This window comes from Secundilactobacillus malefermentans, from assembly GCF_008033155.1.
GTDB classification, from domain to species: Bacteria; Bacillota; Bacilli; order Lactobacillales; family Lactobacillaceae; genus Secundilactobacillus; species Secundilactobacillus malefermentans.
Map to the genome: position 1 here is coordinate 399,256 of NZ_CP042371.1, position 20,818 is coordinate 420,073.

Annotated in this window: 15 protein-coding genes; 5 read left to right on the top strand and 10 right to left on the bottom strand. The window is 41.7% G+C overall.

What is annotated here, in order from left to right:
- Positions 1-107: 107 nt before the first annotated feature.
- The 8 genes from FGL90_RS02085 to FGL90_RS02120 form a co-directional block, all read right to left on the bottom strand.
- The gene (locus FGL90_RS02085) at positions 108-2,672 is read right to left on the bottom strand and encodes an ABC transporter permease (protein ID WP_010619546.1); all 2,565 of its coding nucleotides are present in this window, start codon (positions 2,670-2,672) and stop codon (positions 108-110) included.
- Between the two features lie 9 nt (positions 2,673-2,681).
- Positions 2,682-3,383: an ABC transporter ATP-binding protein gene (locus FGL90_RS02090; protein ID WP_010619545.1), complete on the bottom strand. Its 702-nt coding sequence runs from the start codon at positions 3,381-3,383 to the stop codon at positions 2,682-2,684.
- A gap of 105 nt (positions 3,384-3,488) precedes the next feature.
- Positions 3,489-3,938 (bottom strand): MarR family winged helix-turn-helix transcriptional regulator, encoded by a 450-nt coding sequence (locus FGL90_RS02095; RefSeq protein ID WP_010619544.1) that lies wholly within the window; start codon positions 3,936-3,938, stop codon positions 3,489-3,491.
- 11 nt (positions 3,939-3,949) lie between these two features.
- Complete coding sequence (locus tag FGL90_RS02100) at positions 3,950-5,704, bottom strand: ABC transporter ATP-binding protein (RefSeq protein ID WP_147656650.1); 1,755 nt, start codon at positions 5,702-5,704, stop codon at positions 3,950-3,952.
- On the bottom strand, positions 5,704-7,467 hold the full coding sequence (locus tag FGL90_RS02105; protein ID WP_147656652.1) for an ABC transporter ATP-binding protein: 1,764 nt from the start codon (positions 7,465-7,467) through the stop codon (positions 5,704-5,706). Before FGL90_RS02105 ends, FGL90_RS02100 begins: the two co-directional genes overlap by 1 nt.
- 150 nt (positions 7,468-7,617) lie before the next feature.
- Positions 7,618-12,408: an MBG domain-containing protein gene (locus tag FGL90_RS02110; protein ID WP_010619541.1), complete on the bottom strand. Its 4,791-nt coding sequence runs from the start codon at positions 12,406-12,408 to the stop codon at positions 7,618-7,620.
- A gap of 377 nt (positions 12,409-12,785) precedes the next feature.
- Positions 12,786-13,460, bottom strand: coding sequence for an ABC transporter ATP-binding protein (locus FGL90_RS02115; protein ID WP_010619540.1), 675 nt, complete (start codon positions 13,458-13,460; stop codon positions 12,786-12,788).
- 1 nt (position 13,461) lies between these two features.
- Complete coding sequence (locus FGL90_RS02120; protein ID WP_147656654.1) at positions 13,462-14,565, bottom strand: ABC transporter permease; 1,104 nt, start codon at positions 14,563-14,565, stop codon at positions 13,462-13,464.
- A 118-nt stretch (positions 14,566-14,683) separates the two neighbouring features.
- Between FGL90_RS02120 and FGL90_RS02125 the strand changes: the two genes are divergently transcribed.
- A complete protein-coding gene (locus FGL90_RS02125; protein WP_147656656.1) occupies positions 14,684-15,271 on the top strand; it encodes a TetR family transcriptional regulator in 588 nt (195 codons plus the stop codon).
- A gap of 38 nt (positions 15,272-15,309) precedes the next feature.
- Here the strand turns inward: FGL90_RS02125 and FGL90_RS02130 are convergent, their stop codons facing one another.
- A complete protein-coding gene (locus FGL90_RS02130; protein WP_147656658.1) occupies positions 15,310-16,326 on the bottom strand; it encodes an aldose 1-epimerase family protein in 1,017 nt (338 codons plus the stop codon).
- 24 nt (positions 16,327-16,350) lie between these two features.
- Complete coding sequence (fucP, locus tag FGL90_RS02135) at positions 16,351-17,709, bottom strand: L-fucose:H+ symporter permease (protein ID WP_010619536.1); 1,359 nt, start codon at positions 17,707-17,709, stop codon at positions 16,351-16,353.
- A gap of 308 nt (positions 17,710-18,017) precedes the next feature.
- Between fucP and FGL90_RS10535 the strand changes: the two genes are divergently transcribed.
- The 4 genes from FGL90_RS10535 (at position 18,018) to FGL90_RS02155 (ending at position 20,783) form a co-directional block, all read left to right on the top strand.
- Positions 18,018-18,269: an IS3 family transposase gene (locus FGL90_RS10535; protein WP_002816285.1), complete on the top strand. Its 252-nt coding sequence runs from the start codon at positions 18,018-18,020 to the stop codon at positions 18,267-18,269.
- 50 nt (positions 18,270-18,319) lie between these two features.
- Positions 18,320-19,162: an IS3 family transposase gene (locus FGL90_RS02145; protein WP_029327644.1), complete on the top strand. Its 843-nt coding sequence runs from the start codon at positions 18,320-18,322 to the stop codon at positions 19,160-19,162.
- 176 nt (positions 19,163-19,338) lie between these two features.
- Positions 19,339-20,037: a CPBP family intramembrane glutamic endopeptidase gene (locus tag FGL90_RS02150; protein ID WP_147656660.1), complete on the top strand. Its 699-nt coding sequence runs from the start codon at positions 19,339-19,341 to the stop codon at positions 20,035-20,037.
- Between the two features lie 62 nt (positions 20,038-20,099).
- Entirely contained in the window at positions 20,100-20,783 is a 684-nt protein-coding gene (locus FGL90_RS02155) for an N-acetylmuramoyl-L-alanine amidase (RefSeq protein WP_147656662.1), read from the top strand.
- Positions 20,784-20,818 lie beyond the last annotated feature (35 nt).

The window sequence follows — 20,818 nt, forward strand, 5'->3', positions numbered from 1 at the left end:
CAAATCCTCCGTCACAAAAGGGATTTACGTCTCTTTTTGTGTTTTGAATTTGCGCCACAAAATATTCAATGATATTAAATGAATATTAAAAGCAATTTATTATTGACCTATTCGCTTGAGGATAGTGCGTCCAACATGCGAATGTTTTTTAGTTGAAAATGCGTAATAACTCCGATAATGATACTAAAAACTAACGTGATTAATGCGGACCACAAGAAACCTGGATAGTGAATGACAAGTGGAAATAAAATACTACCCGTTTGCGCCTTAATCATAATGAAGCGGTGGAGAAAGACGCCAATCCCCCAACCAACGATAATCCCGGCAATCGTAAAAATAACATTTTCTCTCGCAACGTATGCCGTGACTTCACGGTCATAGAAGCCCAGCACTTTAATCGTGGAAAGCTCCCGTAGTCGCTCCGAAATATTGATGTTGGTCAAATTATAGAGAACCACTAACGCAAGAGCGCCGGACATCACAATCATAATGAGGACAACAGATCCAAGTCCCCCGCTCCCCAATGAAGCGACGGAATAACGTGGAAAACTGACGTTCAATACACCATCCTGCTTAAGGAGCGTCCGACTCAAATTAGTTCGTTGATGCTTCTTAACCTGATTCGTTTTAAATAGAACAGAAGTTGCCGCAAATTTGACTGGCATCACCTTTTGGTAATAAGCCTTTGTCGCATACAGCCAGTGACCCGCGTAATTTTTAGTAATTCCGGTAACCTTAACATTAACCTGTTTCTCGTCAGAATTCAGCGTAATGTGGCTGCCAACCTTCGCGTTCATGTCGGTTGCTAACTTTTCCGAAATGATAACGCCACTGTTCGAAAGATGCAACTGTTTATTCGTTGATGCCGACTTTAGGCTGACAAATTTGGTGAAGTTCTTGCCCGTCTTGGGTGCAATCAAAGTAGCCGTATCATTGCTGTTAGAGCCGGCCGCTCTGACAGTCACCGATTTCATGACAGCAGACTTTTGGCTTGAAATTTTAGTTGAGTGAATTTGTTGACTTGCTTTGTTTAAAGTGGCGACACCTTGGAAATGTTGAATTTGCTCGTACTGATCTGGAATTAAATCGTTCACGGAATCTTGAATTCCAAACCCACTCAAGATTAATCCCGTACATCCCGCAATCCCCACAATGGTCAAAATCATGCGGCCTTTGTACCGAAAGAGGTTCCGATAACTGACTTTTTGATTGAAGTTTAAGTGATTCCACAATGGTGTAATCCGTTCAATCAGAATTCGTTTACCAGCTTTGGGCGCCTTTGCCTGCATCAAATTGGTTGGAACTTCACGAAGATTGATAACCAATACGATCAGCGCACTCGCCAGCGTCGCAACTAGCCCTGCGACAATTGTTTGTCCCATGTATGACCAAGGAACGACCCCGACAAAGTCATTGATGTTGTTATTTGCCAACAAGCTGAAGACGAACCGTGGCAACGTAAACATGCCAGCAACGCTACCAATTATCGCCCCTAATAGGCCTGCTAATAATGCATAAATGACATACTTCAATGAAATTTCCATTTTGTTGTAGCCAAGTGCCCGCATGAGACCAATTTCACGCCGGTTCTTTTCCACCATTCTAGAAATAGTTGAGAACGTAATCAAAATGGCAATGAAAAGGAAAAATCCTGGGAAAATAACCGCAATCGCTGCAATACTATGCGACTCATCAAAGTAATCTTGGTAACCAGGGTTACTTTGGCGGTCAGCGTACGTATAAGTTGGCTTAGCAAGGTTCTGCACTTGATCCCTAGCCTTCGTCAGCTTTTGCTTTGCCTGGGTTAATTTGGCCTGCTGAGTCGTTAACTGTGCAGATTGCCCTGCAGCAGCTGCAGCGGTCAACTGCGTTTGTTGCGCATCTACCTGCTTCAGTTGCTTATTAATTTTAGCCAGCTGCGGCTTTTGAACTTCTGCAAGCCGTTTAGCTGAACGGCCCTTTAAACTATTTTTAAGCTGGTCAGATTGTTGATCAATATAGCGTTGATACTGGTCGGTACCAGCTGCATAGTGAGCCGCATTTTTAAACTGAACCGCAACCATTGAATAAGTATCCTGTTTAAACACACTGTCTGAAGCATACGCAAAGTAATTGATGGTTCCACTACCAACGTTCGTCGTTCCCCTGTCGATACTACTAATGAATTGAGGGGAATTGACAAACCCGACAATTTTATAGCTTTGCCGCTTCAAATGACTGTTATTAGGAAGTTTGTAGGTCTCGCCCAGCTTATAGCCATCCGCTTTGGCAATGTTATCTAGTACGATTTGGTTTCCTTGACGCGGCAAATGTCCCGAGACGACTTTAAGCTTATCCAATTTGGCAGCTTTTTGATAGCCGTACACACTGACAACTTGATCTCGGTTCTTCTTCAGCGTCGTCATGTGAATCGCATCAGCACTCTTGACCGATTGACTTGTTTTAATTTTGCTTAGGTCGGTATCGGTCAGTCCCATCGTTGAGACCACCTTTAAATCACTCAACTTTTGTTGCGAAAAGTACTGGTTTCCGGATTCGTTCAAATCGGGACCAATACTCCGAATTCCCACATAAAGGAGTGAGCCTAACAGAATGATCAAAATGATTGAAATAAATTTGCCCCACGAGGAACTAATTTCGCGAATTGTCGCTTTAAAATACGTTTTATTCATTTCTTTCACCTACCACTCAATATCTTCGACTGGCGTAGGCTTGGCATTCGTTTCAATTGAGGTGACCTTTGCATCCTTCAACTGAATGACTTTGTCAGCCATCGGGGCAATCATCGAGTTATGAGTCACAATGAGCACCGTCATTTTAGATTTTCGCGCGGTATCCTGCAGCAACTTCAATATTTGTTTTCCCGTGTGGTAATCCAATGCACCAGTTGGCTCATCGCATAAAAGAAGCTTTGGATTTTTAGCTAATGCGCGCGCAATCGCGACCCGCTGTTGCTCGCCACCAGAGAGTTGAGCTGGAAAATTGTCCATTCGTTTGCTTAACCCGACGTGATCCAAAGTTTCGGAAACATCTAACGCATCTGGGGCAACTTGGCTCGCTAATTCAACGTTTTCCTTTGCAGTTAAATTAGGGACTAGGTTGTAAAATTGAAAAACAAATCCCACTTTATTCCGTCGATAACCCGTTAGTTGTTTCTCTGAGTAGGTTGCGATGTTCTCGCCATCCACCACAATGGAACCTTCCGTTGGCTGATCCATGCCACCCAACATGTTTAACACCGTTGACTTACCGGCTCCTGATTCACCTAAAATAATGACCAATTCGCCTTCGTCAATATCAAAGCTAATCTTATCGTTAGCAATGATAGCTGTACTTTCTTGTTTAAACCGTTTTGTTTCGTTCTTTAATTGGATAAATGCCATATTAATTAACCACCTTTGCTCTTGTAAGTATAGCATTCATACCATCCCACACTCACCTTAAAAAATAAAAAACTGACTCCGGATTTTCATCCAGAGTCAGTTAGTTTACCCTTTTAAATTATCACGACAAACATCAAGTAGATGCTTCAGGTCTTGCACCTGTTTTTCATCCAATCCCTGAGTCATCTCGTTTTCAACCTGTTTAACTTCTTGCTCAAAAGCTGGTCGATACTTGATCATGGCGTCCAAGGCTTCTTTTGAAAGCATAATGCGTTTATATCTTTTATCCTTTTCATCAGGGACGATTTCAATCGACCCGTTTTCGCTTAAACGCTTAATAATGCCATTGATCGTTGGCCGACTTAGATTAAAGATTTTCTCTAAATCTCGTTGATAGATAACGTCATCCGGATTGTCATAAAGGTAAGCAATTACGCTCATTTGGCCACCCGTTAGTCGCTTAGGGCTATTGGTCTTATCAATTCGCTTTGACAAGGCTTTTTCAAATAACGTGTTAACCGCCTTTAGTTTAGGGCCTATTAACTCATTTAACATAGCGTCCCTCCCTAGGCAGTCAAACTTTCAAATTGACTGTTGTACATGTTCGCGTAGAAGCCATTTGCATCCATTAACTCGTCATGAGTTCCGGACTCAATAATTTCTCCACTCTTAAGAACCAATATGTTATCGGCATTCTTAATGGTTGAGAGTCTATGCGCAATGACAAGAGAAGTCCGACCCTTTGTCAAAAGATCCATTGCCTTTTGGAGTTGCTCTTCAGTTCGTGTATCGACTGAACTCGTTGCTTCATCCAAAATCAAAATTGGTCGGTTTCGAACTAATGCGCGGGCAATCGTCATCAATTGCTTCTGTCCAACGGATAAGGTAACCGTATCATCCAAAATGGTGTCGTAGCCCTTAGGCAACGTTCGAATAAAGTGGTCAACCCCAACTGCTTTCGCAGCATCAATCACCTGTTCGTCGGATATGTTCTCACCGTTATACTTCAGGTTATTCATGATGGTATCTTCAAATAACCAAGTATCTTGTAAAACCATATCAAATTGATTTCGGATTGACCCACTTGAAAGCTGCTTAACATCTACATCGTCAATCTTGATGGTTCCCTTATCAAAGTTGTAGAAGTTCATCAACACACTAATTAAGGTTGTCTTTCCAGAACCAGTTGGCCCAACAATGGCCACCTTTTGTCCAGGTTTAACGTGGGCGCTAAAGTCTTTTATGACCGTTGTTCGCTCATTGTAACCAAACGAAACGTGGTCGAAGTCAATCTTCCCTTGTACCTTTTCAGGAAGTGGTGTGACATCTTCACGATCATCTGCCTCATCCTCTGTAACAAATTCAAGCACTCGTTTGAGACCAGCTTGAGCTGTCTGCAAACTAGCAAATGCCTGGGTAATTTGGGAAAGTGGCTGAGTAAAGATTCGCACGTAAATCATGAAGGCAACAACGACACCAATCGAAATATGCCCATTTAGGACAAGAACTGATCCAACCACACTGACCATGACGTAGCCAAAGTTACCAATGAAGCCCATCAGTGGTTGCATGATTCCTGAAATAAATTGTGCTTTCCAAACGGCATCAAACAATTGACCATTTAATAAATTAAACCGCTTCTTAACTCGGTTTGTATTATTGTAAGTTTTAACAACTTCATGGCCAGTATAAATTTCCTCAACGTAACCAGATACGTCTGCCAAACGGTTCTGTTGAGCAGCAAAGTATTTCTGCGAGTGCGCCAAAAGGAAAATGGTGATTGCAAAACCAAGTAGCGACGACACAATCGCCGTTAAACTCAAAATCCAGTTGGTATAAATCATCATGGCAATCGTTCCAACTAAGAGCACAACTGAAGAAATCAGGGCGCCTAAACTTTGGTTAATTGCTTGGCCAAAGGTATCCAAGTCATTGGTAATTCGACTTAAGGTATCCCCTTCGTCATGCTTATCAAAGTAGGATAAAGGCAACTTATTAATCTTTAAACTAATCTTTTCACGTAAGTCTTTCGTGAATTTCTGAGTCCCAGTTGCCATTATGAACCCTTGCGCATACGAGAACGCTGCTCCAATTACGTAAATAACTGCTAGGAAAATGACGATACTCGTAATCTGTTTTAGATCAATTTTTCCTCGCAACCCTGCGGTAATCAGATTGGTTACTTTACTCAATCGATTAGGTCCGATAATGGTTGGAATGTTTCCTAAAATTGCAAATATTAGCGCAAAAATCAAAGTGGAGCTGTATGGCTTAATGTAGCTCTTCATCACTTCGCCAAAGTTTTTAGTCTGTTTTTCCATTAGGCAAGCTCCTCCTTTGAAAGTTGTGAGTACGCAATTTCTTGGTAAACCTTGTTATCTTTCAATAATTCGTCATGGGTTCCAATTCCAGCGACATTTCCGTTATCGAGAACGATAATTTGATCAGCATCCATAATCGTACTGATTCGCTGTGCAACAATAACCTTTGTCGTTTCATGATTCTTTTTATTTAATGTCTCACGTAACTTCCGATCCGTTGCGTAATCCAGTGCTGAAAATGAATCATCGAACATCAATATTTCTGGTTTGCGGGCAACGGCACGGGCAATTGCCAAACGCTGCTTTTGACCACCAGAGAAGTTATCCCCATGTTGGGCAACGTTTGCATCCAGCTGATCATGTTTTCTTTCAACAAAGTCCAGTGCCTGTGCAGTATCCAAAGCATCTTTGATTTCATCATCGGAAAGCTTATCGGATTTATTTGTACTCGTTCCAAAATCAATATTTGACCGAATATCACCACTAAATAGCACTGCTTTTTGTGGTGCATAGCCAATTTTGTCGTTCAAATCCGATTCAGGATAGTCGCTAACATCAACACCATCGATCAATACTTGTCCCTCTGAAACTTCATAACGTCGGGCAATCAAGTTAAGAACCGTACTCTTTCCACTACCGGTTGATCCAATAAGTGCAAGAGTTTGTCCAGGCTTAGTTTTGAAAGTTAAGTGTTTAACTGCGGCTTCTTCTGCATCGCTAAAATGAAAACTAACATCCTTAAATTCAATAATTCTGTTGGCTTCTTTTTCAACTGGTTTTGTTGCGGGATATTTGATACTTGGCGCAACAGCCAACACTTCGTTAATTCGGCCTGCAGAAACAGTTACACGAGGCATAATGACGAACACAAACGAAAGCATCAAGAATGAGAATATAATTTGCATTGCATATGAAGAGAACACAATCATATTACTGAAATAGGTTAACTTTTGCATCCCTGAAGCAGCATCAATTAAGTACGCTCCGATGGCGTAAACAGCCAAAGTTAAGCCACTTGAAATAAGTGACATTCCGGGGTTCATTAGCGCCAACGCACGTAAGGCAAACATGTTGGTATCCGTTAAATCATTATTAGCTTTATCAAATTTATCATTTTGAAATTTTTCAGCGTTATACGCGTGAACAACTCGAATTCCGTTCAAGTTTTCACGGGTCACCAAGTTCAAACGGTCAGTTAACCGTTGAACAATTTTGAATCGAGGTTGGACCAACGTCAAGATGACGGCCAACATGACAATCAAAGCGACAACTGCAACTGCGGTAGCTGTTGACCACTGCCAACCTTTGCCGGCAATCTTAGTCATTGCCCAAACCGCCGTAATTGGTGCTTTAATCATCACTTGCATCCCAATCGCAATAAACATTTGTAATTGCGTAATATCATTGGTTGACCGAGTTAATAGACTCGGTACAGAAAACTGCGTGATGTCCTGGGTTGAGTAGTCCAAGACTTGGTCATACAGTTCTTTTCGTAACCTAGCAGCAAAGCCACCGGCCACACGAGCAGCAAAATAACCCACTATAATAGAAGAAAACAAACTCAAAACAGCATAGAGAATCATTTTACTTCCTGGATCCAAGATGTCTCCAGTAGTGGTTCCTGGTGTTTCAAGTGCTCTAGTAATCTTGGTCATATAGCCCGGAATTTCCAATTCCAGCCAAACCTGTAACGCGATAAACAACGTACTGATTCCGATATAAGCATAATCTTTACCAGTTAGTCGTTTCAATATTTTAAACATTGGTTCATCTCCCAGTTGTTATTTTCAAATCCATCAATAATTAGCATGCTAACTATTGTATTCTTTTCAAGCTTAGGGTCAAGGATTTGTGCTGACTTTTTAGAAAAAAAGGAAGATAGCGTTTTCGCTATCTTCCTTTATCACTTATTCCTATTCTTGCTTTTTACGTCTTGCAAGTCCTAAGAGTCCAAGAACACTCATCAAACTTAATCCAAGTAGGACAAATGGATTCTCGCTTCTTTCAGACGTTTGTGGCAACTTTTCGGCCTGTGATTGATTGCCTACTGATTGCTTAGTGTTAGTAGTCATTAAGTCAGCTTGTCCAGCACTTACCTTTTGACCAGTAACATCAGGATTCTGATTCCCAGGTTTTTGAGAATTTGGTTCATTCGAGCCACCTTGACCTGAATTGCCGCCCAATCCCCCATCTCCTGGTTTAACAGGATTTTCTGGGTTTCCGGGAACACTTGGATTCTCAGGAGTCGTTGGATTCTCGGGAGTTGTTGGATTCTCGGGAGTCGTTGGATTCTCAGGAATCGTTGGTGTTCCAGGTTCAGTAGTTTCACCACCGCCACCGGGTTCGGTAGGATCAGTCGGCAAAATAGTGAACATACCGGATACAAATGTCAGATTACTAAAACTATAGTCAATATTTGCAGCTGCAGTCCGGTCCTGAGCTGCTTGATTTAATTTAACCGTGTAAACACCTACTGCAGTGGGAATTCCACTTAATAATTGACCAGTTACATCATAGAATTCATAGTCACTATTTGTTAGCGGTACGGCATCCAATCCTTTGCCAAATGAACTGGTAAACGTTGGCGTTGGCGTTCCATATGCAATAGTTGCACTATTGACAAGAACCTCACTTGCTTTAGCCGGCGTAATTGATAAAGTTGCATCTTGTTTGTAGATAACACTAGATGCATCGGAAAGTGCTTCCTGAACCTTGTTTCGTCCTTTTTGTGACAAGACAACTTCATAAGTACCTGGATGTAATCCATCACTGGCACTGGCTAACTCAATATCTGAATCTTCCAGCTTCAGCGTCGTTCCATCAGGCAAAGTTACCTGATAGTTACTTGATTGTGGTGATTGAGTCGTACCATTGAATATTTCGGTTTCTTTCCCTGTTAACGTTACTTCCAAGGTGGAAGGGGCAATCGTAATAGTCCCCTTTGCATCAATCGCATCGAGTTGGTAATTTGAGTCGTTAAGCAACGCTTTTAACTTTGCTAAACCAGCATCACTTAGCGTATAGGTATATGGTCCAACTGCAGTTCCGTCACCAGTAACCGTAATATCAGCTGTCGTGAGAGACATTGACTTCGTACCATCTGGTAGTGTTACCGTTGCTGTTAAACCTGTAGCTTCACTAGCAAAGGTCTTACCATCAAAATTAAATCCACCGTCATTCAAAGTAACCGTTGTCTTGATTGGTGTGATGATGACCGCACCCAAGACGCCACTTGTATTAATCGTCATCCCAATTGTGTTTTCAATCTTGGTTACCCCAGTTGAACTCAGCGAGTAATCATATGAGCCAACTGCAGTACCATCTTTTGCAAAGGTGACATCTTCCTTATTCAGGCTAACCACAGCCTGTGGTCTACCATCTGAAAATGAAATTGTGGCTGTTAAATCATCTTCATCACTGGCCTTGGTTGTCCCATCATAGGCAAATGATTGACTATTTAATTCAGCACTTGGTGTTACATAATTTCTGATTGTAATCGAGGCGTTTTGAGAAGGATCAGCGTAGGAATAATTATAGTTATCAGCAGAGAAGCCCGTTTCAAGATATCCAATTTGGGTTGGCTCTGGTGTATTAACGGCAAAATTATCCGTTGTCCCTTCAATTGCGATTCTACCAGTTGTTGCTGATGCTGGCAGTGAGCTAACTTTGAATACGATTGAACGCACCGCACTCCAATCTGTAACTTGATCAGCAGTCACATAGCTGGAAAGATCTGGCTCACCATCTACTAAATCCGCCAATTGGGTCGAATACATCGCAGTGAGCGTTTGACCATCCGTCATTTCAACAGTTCCATCGGCCGTTTGGTAAGTAGTTGGTAGATTTACAGCACCACTCATTTTAAACGTATATTCAGAACCAGCTGCATCACCGACTGTTGGCAAATTAACGACTGAAATTAAATTAGTCGCTGGTGAAGCATTTGTATTCGTGATTGAATCGTAGAAGGTCAACGTTGGATCGCCATTTCGAAGTGACTCACCAGACATTACTGGGATAACATCTTCATTGCCCTTTGCGAAGGTAGAACCAAATACGGCCGTTACATTTTCAATCAGCCATTGGCCATTACCCATTAAAACGGCTTTGTCATCCCCATCAGTAAGTGAAGTATCAATCACTGCTGTTTTATTTTGAAGTTGCGTTACTGGGGAAGTAACGTACATTGTTGTCGGATAACTGCCCGGCAATGCGTCACTATTATTGTCCAGCTCGATAGAAATAAGGTAGGTTTCTTGAGTAGAAATCGACTGACCTGTTCCAGTGTAGTCAACTTTTACGACTTCTCGACCATCGTTAGCAACTGACTCTGAAATCACACCGCCATCAGGAACGTTAGTCATACTTGAAACGGTTGTGCTTGCTGGCAATACAAAGTAGTATATTGGTTCGTAAATTGAATTTGCAGTTTGATTCGTGTTTCCAGACATTGCCAATGACACTAAACCAGCAGATGTTGCTCCAGCAGCTTTATTGGTCTGGTGCACGTAACCAGTAGCCTTGGCAACCGTGTCGGCCGGAGTAATAACTGTTTGTGTAACTGATGATGTATCGTCAGTTGAGACAATTCCTGCATTTTTAGAAGAAAGCGAAATTGATGACTTTAGTTCATCACCACTTTGAACTGGATTTCCATTATCGTATTCATCAGACAATTTACCGTAAACAATGATTCTTTGACTTGTAGTCGTGCCAGTTGTTGCTCCTGGTGCTAAGTAATTTGGTGTTAAAACAATTGTCCGAATAGCAGAATTTGATTTAGGAGTAACCGTTCCTCCAGCTTGGACAATACCTGTTTCTGTGGTGCCATCTGCCAAAACGACACTGTATCCATATGACGTGGTTCCCTCTAGGTACGCAACTGTCGAAGCACCACCATCTGGCACCTTGAAGCTTGTTGCATCCAGCCCATCAGGAATATTGATGGTAATCTGTGCATCTCTAATACCGGCAGCGGTTGAGGTGGTAAAACCAAAGCTATTTAGATAGTCCGGATTATTACTTTCATCTGTATCCAGTAATAGTTTTGTATCTGCAACGCTACTATTTCCATATGCAACGAGTTTGGCGGTGGAGTCAGTAGGTGTTCCATCGTCATTTCCAACGGAGAGAATGGTTTCAGTCCAAGGATTCTTACTTTCCGCAGTCAGGACATCTCCGTTTGCATTAATGACCTGAGTCATCTTAACGTTACCATTTGCGGTCAATGTTTGCGGCTGATCAGTTTGCTCTAAATCATAACTACCAGCAATTTTATAGGCTGGTAACCCGTTAAAATTTTGGCTTCCTTTACCTGGTGCCACAGTAATGATAATATCACCGCCCTCACCATCTGGCTGGGTGATGGTTGTTCCATCTCCACTCGTCAAGCTATTCAGGCTTGATGTCAAATCCACGTTCAATTTAAAGCTTGCTGGTACTGGAATCGTGACAGTAGTTCCACCATAGTTTGCCGCAGAATTGACTCTATTTGACGTATAGTCGTTATTTAAGACCCCATCTGCTTCATTCATGTCAACCTCATAAACATAATCCGTGCTCGGCAATAGGTTGTTAATTGCAGTGGAACTCGGATTTGTCCGGACTGGATCTGAAATATCTGCATTGGGCGTAATCGTTTGCGTGAAACTAGCCTCTGACTGAATAACGCCATTTTTAGTTGTTGTAATTGTTTTAATAGTCGTACCAATTTCATCCATTGGAGCGGCTTGACCTTGATAGTTATTAATTTGATTCAGTTTTAAAACTTGGCTGTAACTTGCTGACGTCAGCAAGGTATTCGTAATTAGCATTGATCCGTCGGCATTTTTCGTTGTTGTCGTTGTCCCCATTGTGCTTGGCATCACTGGAACTGATTGTAAACTATAAGCAGCTGTATCTGCTGGTATTAAAATTTCATAAATATCACCTTTGTTACCACTAAAAGTGAAGGTTACTTTAATACCATTTCCATCTGATCCGTAACCAATCTTATCTGAAGATAAAGTGAAGCTAGAATCAGCAGCGGCCATCGTAATTCCTGAGTTTGTTGCAGCTCGTGTCACATTTGTACTATCAACTAAAGAATCATTAACGCTTTCATTTAATTTAGCAATTGTTGCGTCAGAGAGTCCCATTCTAGTTGATTTTCTTAACTGACTCTTTTTGATAGTTGCATCCAACTTAGGTGTAGTTGTTTTTTCCTTATTAGGTGTCACTTCGCTTGACTCATTAGACTCATTAGACTCATTAGACTCATTTTCATTATTAGATTTAGTTTTTGAGTCTATGCTTGAGCCATTATTCGTAGCTACTGTATCCGTTCCAGTCGTACCTTGATTCGTCTCTAAATCAGCTTTTTTCGAAGTTGGCTCGCTGGATGAATTTGTCTGACTTGTAGGTGAAGCAGAAACTTCACTCTCAGATTCTGAGGAATCCCCACTTTCCGAAGTTGAGGAACTACTATTACTCAAGGTAACCTGTTTATTTTGACTATTTGAGCTCTGTGTACTCGTGGCAGTAGTTGCGTCTGTGCTTTCTGTGGATTGCTCATCACTAGCATTTGCGGTCACTTGTCCCATTAATAATGCTGATCCAAAAGTGATTATCGTCATACCGGCAAAGACCCATCTTCGACCTACCTTATACATTTTGTAATGTTCCTTAGTGTCTTCCTCAGCCCTAATTAAATTGTTTCTTCTCATATTTTTACCCCCTAAATAATATGAAATACTTGTGATTAAAAAATTTAGTCCCTATAAACTTCCTAAACCGCTTTCATTATACGTCATTTTTTTCTCAAAAAAAACAATTTTGAATACTTTGTTTCATTAACAACTATCGTTCCTCTCCTTTTGGATATATCGGATATGGAACGTTATTTTTTATGAAAAATAGCTTCAAATATAATGATAAGTGTATTAAAAAGAGCCTAATTCCACTAAATTGCGGAATTAAGCTCCCCTACTTAAAAATCAGTGCCGTGTTTCTACTATTATCGTACCAACTCCACCATCAGGAGAATTAGTTGGGTTATCAATTAACGTGTAACCAGTAATCGTTTGCGCAGAAGCTTCATATACTAATCTTCTTTTATTTTCAACTTCCCGTCTTCAATCCGGTACACTTCATCACTCCACTGGGTCATCCGTTCATCATGGGTCACCATGATGATGGCCTTGTTTTGCTCATGAGCTTCTCGGGCTAAAATTTTCACAACTTCGTAGGCATGCTCTGAATCCAAACTAGCGGTAGGTTCGTCTGCTAAAATCAAACTGGGATCATTGCTTAATGCTCTGGCAATGGCAACCCGTTGCCGTTCCCCACCCGATAGTTCCTTGGGATATTTTTGCTTCAGATCTTCAATATCAAGCGACTTTAGAAGGGACTCAACTCGTGCTTGAATCGACTGATGCGTCAATTTTTCAACCAAATCAAATTGCTCAGCAACTTTCAAAAATGGAATTAGGTTGGACGCCTGCAAAATAAATCCCAACTGATTAAATCGGACCTCCGACAGTTGTTTAGCATTCATATGGCTAAGCTCCGTACCATTAATGTGGATACTCCCATCGGACGGACTTTGGAGGCCACCCGCAATGGTCAAAAACGTACTTTTTCCAGATCCTGAGGGCCCAATAATACTGACAAATTGTCCCGCCTCAACGCTAAAGTTCACGTCAGTCAACGCATCTACTTCAGTATGACCAGCACCGAATCGCTTATTAATGTGGGTCATTTTTAAAACTGGTGTCATCCTACTCGCCTCCAATCGCGTTAATCGGATCTACTTTGGTAACGGTTCGAATTGAGAACAAACCGCCAATAATTGCGACTAAAATTAAGACAATGCCATCTAATAACCATTGACCCAAATCAGTTGAATACGGCATCGTTTCAGGTAACCCAAATCCAGTCAGGTAACCCAGAACAAATGCAATCGCAACACCCACAACTCCGACAATCAGTGCCTGACCCACAATTGATTTTGCCAAATAACTGGTCTTAATCCCTTGCGCTTTCATGACCCCAAACAGGCTCGTCTTTTGAAGTGTCATGACGTACATAAAGATTCCAATAATTGCAGCGACAACTACAAATAAAAACCCAATCATCGCCCCAAGTGTGACATTTTGTGCTGAGTATCCCGGAATATTCTGGATAAACGTGTTCACACTAAGTTTATCTAGTTTCGTGTCGTCACTGCTCTGGCTGACCGTCAGTTTATTGGCCGATTGCTTTTTGATGGCAATTAAACTAAGTGGCTTTTCGCCATTATTTTTAAATACTTGGTCGCCATACTTCAAAGTCGCGAAGGCGTTTAAATTCAAATAGATCACTGGCACCTCACTAAACTTCGTTGCTTTACTAAACCCGACGATCTTATATAATTTGCTATCGCTGCCCAGCTTCACCTTTTGATTCAAATGGTAACCAAGGTTTGCCAAGTTCTGGGAAATAATGATCTCATGCTTATTTTGGTAGAGTCGACCCTTCGTCACATTAGGAACTACAAAACTACTCTTCTTCGCACCCAATACAGACACGTTTTGCTTTTCACTCTTTTTCTGATGCTGGACCGCCGTTGGAAAGTAACCAACGCCTGCTTTATTCTTATCGGAAACGCTAACCCACTTTAAATCTGACTGCTTCATTGAGGAAGCACTTGCAATTTTATTACTGTCATTAGAAAGGATAACCGAACTTGCCTTCCAGTCCACAACAGCCTGCTTGTTACCATCTGCTAATCCGTCTGCTAACCCGGTCAACATAAACACCACGTAGGCAACTAATACCATCACGCCGATAATAAGTGCGTAACGTAGCTTGGCGTAACGCATCTCTTTCCATGCTAAATACATGTCACAATTCCCCCTTAATTCATTTCATAAATCAAGAATACACTTACGGTGACAAAATGTCACTATAAACTTTAAATGTGCTATACTTTGCATATAGAAAATTTGGAGGACACCCATTATGCCAAAGAAAACGTTCGACCATTTACCAAATGAGCGAAAAAATGAAATTCGCAGGATTCTTTTACCCATCTTTACTGACCAAGCAGTCAGCCAAGTCACAGTTAGCGAAATCGTCACGGCATTGGGGATGTCGCGGGGCATCTTTTATAAATATTATGAAGACTTAGACGATGCGTACCAAGATTTGATTCGCCACTATGCAGGCCAAATTCACGGTAAAATTATCATGAACATCATGACTCATCAAAATGATTTCTTCACGGGAATCGAATTATTTTTAGTTCAAACAATCAACTTAAAAGCAGATAGTGTTGAGGCTCGGCAAGTAAAATTACTGACTGAAAATCCCAACAACTTTTCTAACCGGGCAAACGTGGTGCACGGCCTTGAACCTTGGAAACAAATCTTAAAGAACAATCACTTTGAAATCAATACGGATGAAGAGGCAACCAGTTTTCTCTACTTCACCATGAAATTAACGATTGATACGTTGATGGATTCGTACGCCAATCACTGGACGGAAGCGGAAATGTTAACGGATTATCGATTCAAAGTAAGCTGGCTAAAAAATGGAATAGCAAAATAGGATGAGCCTTGTCGGCCCATCCTATTTTTGTGAATTCACTAATTTTCTAACCCTGTCGTCACCTTAAACTCACGTGACTCATGCGCCTTTAAGTGAATTAAAGTACCAGCTTTTTGTGCTGCTGCAAATCCCTCCGGACGACTCGTTCCTGGTAACGCAAAGGCCCCCACCTGTTGATCTGGATTATACAAAATCCAACGAGTTGCAATTGGAAATTGTTCTGTCGCAAATTTGGTTAAGAAATTATGACCATTGCCGACATTCACCCTAAACTCGGCTTCTTTTCCAAATTTCGTTAAATCAGATGAGAAGAAAACAATTTCGGGATCATAGTGCTCTTTATCATCTAACTTATTGATTAGTTTTCCCGAGGCTTTTAATTTTTCGTTATAGGCAGTCCATTCCGGTGTTGGATGCACGTGACTTGGCACCGTTTGGCGAAGTTGGAACGCCTCGTCGGGAATATTGGAACTAATCTCTTCATTCTCCACGTACGCATAATTCATATGGCACATGTACTGAAGTGGCATTGGTTGATAGTTTGACAGGTTCGTCACGGTTAACTGAATATCGAAAAGACCACTATCCTTATGAAGCGTTACGGATGGTTCTGCTAAATAGTGATAGCCAAAGCCCTTCACGTATTCGTAATCACTGTGGATGGTGATGGCCCCGTCCTCAATTGTTAGGTATGAGTGATCCATTTCAGAAGTTGGAAATTCACCGTGAAGTTGGTAATCATCTTCTGGACCTGGCGTCCCGTTTGCTAAAAGACCAGATGTAAACTGGAAGCATCCGTACGTATCCGCAATTCCGGGACCTGGGAGTGGCTGGCTGAACATGTCCTTCATTTTCAATGAAATGTCATCAAAAATTGCATCCCAAATGATTAATCCGTGAAACGGCAACACCGTCAAATGACCGCGATTATTTGTTAACTTTAAGGCTTCAATTCCTGATGGATAAGTGAAGGTTGTGATTTCAAAATCATCATCCTCAAAAATCGTAAACGAATCTGAACTAAACATTGCGTGACTTAAATTAATTTGCTTCATGCCAATGGCCTCCAAAAAAATTGTTTAATCTTCAAGTGATTCTTGTTTGTGGTTGTGGACAATCCCCGTCGCATAAATTAGGACGACTGCAAAGCAGACAACATTGACGATAAATGAAATCGACATATCCGTCTTGTCAGCAACAAATCCCTGTGCAATCGGTATGAAAGCGCCACCAATTATGGACATCACCACAATTGCGCCACCCGTTTCAGTATGACGCTTATCCGTAATTGTATCTAGTGTTTGTGCAAAAATTGTTGCCCAACATGGGCCAAACAGGCCACTAGCCAGAATGGCAAAGTACACGGCGGACATGTTATGAACAAAGACAATGTAGAGCAAACTTAAGATTCCTAAAACGGAAAAAATTTGGAGGACTCGTGATGGTGACATACTCCTCATCATGAAGTTCGCAATCATTTTACCGATAAAGAAAGCGGCATAACTATAAACCATAAAGGTTGAGGCACTTCGTTCATTGATTGAGCTATCAACTTCCATGGCTAGTCGAATGGTAAATGACCACACCGCCGTCTGCATCCCCACGTACATAAATTCAGCGAAAATTCCCTGGAGAAATTTTTTGTTGTGCGTCAAATAGTTAATCGTCTCACCGATACTTGCCTTTTCAACGGTATGCTCTGGCGTTGACTTAGGCTTTCCACTTGGAAATTGGGTCAACGCAATGATAATCAGCATAAAAATGAGGACAAAGATGATGTACTTATATGGTAACAAGGTGTTTTGCAGTGCCCTTTCACCAAAGACCAATCGCTCATGACCACTGAGTCCAGCCATTTGCTTTTCCAAACTAGCCCCATTTCCGAAGATCAGGTATTTCCCTAGTAAGATTCCCCCCATGGCTCCCAGAGGATAGAACGTTTGTGAAATGTTCAGTCTAAGTGTTGAGAGTCGCTTGGGTCCGAGAAGTGAACTGTAGGTATTTGATGCGGTTTCCAAAAAGCTTAACCCACACGCCAACGCAAACAGTGCGACCAAGAAGAACCCATATGTTGCCATCCGTGACGCTGGGAAGAAAAGCGCACAGCCGATTGTGTATAAGGATAATCCCGTCATGATGGCGAGCTTGTACGACGTTTTTTTAATTAAAGTTGAAGCTGGAATGGCAATGAGAAAGTAACCAAGATAAAACGCGGTCTGGACGAAAGCGCTCGCCACGTTTGACAGCGTAAAAATGGTCTTGAATTGTGTAATCAAAATATCATTTAAACTTGCAGCGGCACCCCACATTGGAAATAATAGCGATACCAAAATATATTGCAGCATTGGGGTTTTATCCGTGTATCCATCAGTTGTTTCTTTGACATGGAGCTTAAATAAATGAAACCCCTTCGTCTTTTCCGTCACGTTGTTGTCCATTAATTTCATCCCTTCTGGATAAGTAGCTTCTTAAAAAGTAAGCGATTACATTATCTTAGAAACAAGAATAGCATATAATCTTTCAAATTAATATTTGCATTTCTAGGCTACTTTCTGAAAACATGGAAGAAAGCTTGAATTTAGTGCTGATGCTTTCATGAAATCCTCTTAAATTTTATTTTAGAATTGAAAGATTCATTATAAGGACAATTAGTTGCATCTTACCATGGATGTAAGCTGATTCCTGAGACAACTTTTAAGAGAGGGTATAATGAATAAATCATCTCTCAAAAGGAAGGAATTTTTACATGCCAACTCGTTACGACAAAGAATTCAAACAAAACATTATCAACCTATATAAGCAAGGCGAATCAGCTGCCCAACTGGCCAGAGAATATGGCATTGGCTATTCAACAGTTCATAAGTGGATCCAGGGCCAGGCCAAAACTCAATCCGGTAAATCGCCAGACGAAATCAAAGCGATGGAAAAGCGACTGGCTTCGCTGTCTGAGGAGAACGAAATCCTAAAAAAAGCCCTGGGCTTCCTTGCGCAGAAGTAACCAATATCTTTGATTACATTCACCAAGAAAGCCACCACCAGGTAACCAAGATGTGCCGAATCCTCGGTGTTTCCAGAGCTCAGTATTATCGTTATCGATCCCCCAAACCTTCAAAACGCCGGGCCGAAGATGCGGGCTTGAAACAACGGATTCTGCGGATCTTTGCGGAATTTAAGCAGCGATACGGTGTTATGAAGATCCACCATGAATTGAATCTGGAACTTCAACCACTGCAGCTTCGGTGCAGTCCACGACGGATTTCCCGGCTCATGAAGGAACTGGATATCCACTCCGTTACCGTCAATAAGTGGAAAGCGGCTTCGGCTTCCAAAACCAAGGTTGAACAGCGTCCCAACTTGCTTAAGCAGGATTTCTCGACCACTGGTTTAAATCAAAAATGGACCGCTGATATGACCTATATTCAAACGAAGCGTAATGGCTGGTGTTACTTATCAACCATCATGGACCTGCACTCACGACGGATTATCGGCTATTCGTTCTCAAAAAAGATGGATACTGATTTAGTCTTAAAGACCCTTGAAAGCGCGGTTAAAAATCGAACCATTACTGGGGACCTGATTATCCATACGGATTTAGGATCACAGTATACCAGCGATGATTACAATCAACGTTTAACTGAGCTACATATCCGCCACTCATACAGCCGTAAGGGTTGTCCGTATGATAATGCGCCAATGGAATCCTTTCACGCTTCCCTCAAAAAGGAATGTGTTTATCCAGTGCCGGTCTTTGAAGATTATGAAACTGCCGCTGCCGTCCTTTTTGAATATGTGCATGCTTTCTACAATAGGAAGAGAATTCATAGTTCACTGGGCTACCAGACCCCCTTACAAGTTGAAATTGCAACACTTACGAGCCAAATGGCCGCCTGATTTAATGCTTTCCAGGGTTCAAATAAGTTATTAATCGCGATTAATGATTTATTTGAGCTGTGGAAGGTAAACGCGGTTCTGAATGTCTCTTAAAATCTGTCTCAAATATTGACTTCAATCCACCATTTCAATGATATATTACGGGTAGAATCTATTTTAGAGGGGAAGTCTTCGTTATGCCTCATTCAAAAGAACAAGCCATTAACCCATTAAAAACGATTACTGCACTACTCATTGTTCCATTGGAATTACTGATTGGCGCTGCGGTGGCCAAACTACCGACAAGTCAGCTCATCAAGGTTTCGCTCAGCACCCTAGTATTTCTCGCAGGATTCATCGTTGCGATTAGTCTGTATCACGATGTGCTGGCGGCCGAATGGCAGATCTTCAAACGGCGTTGGTTCATCAAATTATTACTCGCAGTCGGGGGCGTCATTGTTTCCTATGCAATTCTCGCTGGGGCCCGGTTTGTTCTAACCAGCACCGGACTCGCAGCCAGCACGAACTCAGCGGACTTATTAAGTATCCAAATCGCGACGGTCGGCTTGGTTGGGAGCCTCACCGTTTTAATGGCACCGTTCAGCGAGGAAATCATCTTTAGACACGTTCTCTTTTATCAATGGAAGAATCGGGGGATTTTCACCTGGTTGATGTTCATCATCTCTTCCGTTCTGTTTGGCCTTGCTCACTGGAATAACTTTGATGGCAACGTTATCGCCATGATTCCCTATATGCTTGTTGGTGCGTGGTACGCCCTCATCTACTTTTTCTCAAAGAATATTTGGCAGAACATCTTAACCCATTTTTTGTTTGACGTCATTCAATTTTTGGGCGCACTGCTCGTTTTCGTTGTTGCACTCGTTACCGGTCAATAAGTTATTTAATCATAAGTGATTCTATACTATAATGGAGCTATGTCATACTCTTGGAGGAGCTTATGAAACGATCAAAACGATTTATGCTACTTTTCACGGCGATTTTAGCCTTGATTGCCCTTAGCGTCGCAACGATTCAACCGGAAACGGTTACGGCTAGTGCGACGACCACTAAAAAAGTCAAGAAGGCAAAGAAGGTTAAAAAGCATCATTATTTGCTCGTCATGGGACACGGGGCCGGTGATGGTGGTGCTCGGGGAAATGGTACGACTGAAGCAACCGTCATGCGTAAGAAACTGATGCCACATTTGGCAAAATACGCAAAGCAGATTAAGAATAGCAACGTGACTATTTATAATCCAAAACACAATATTGTTCGCGACACCTTAGTTTTCCATAAGGGCTCGTACAAAATCAAAAAAAGCACCACGGTCATCATGTTTCACTTAGATGCACCTAGTGGCCATGGTGGTCACGTGATTATTCACAAGAAACACCCAACCACCCGGGACAAAAAGTTAGCAAAAGTCATCAAGAAGTACGTTGGCCTAAATCCCGCCTATCATGGTTATAGCTACCGAGCCAACTTGCGTAACTGCAACGTTCTCCGCCGTCGCGGAATCGACTACAGTTTGGTTGAATCAGGCTTTATCACCAACAAATCAGACTACAAACACTTCAACAAAAACATCGATAAGATTGCAAAGGGCTACGTTGAGGCCATTGCAAACGAAAAAATTAAATAGAACTAAAAACAGTCAGAAAAAAATTCTGACTGTTT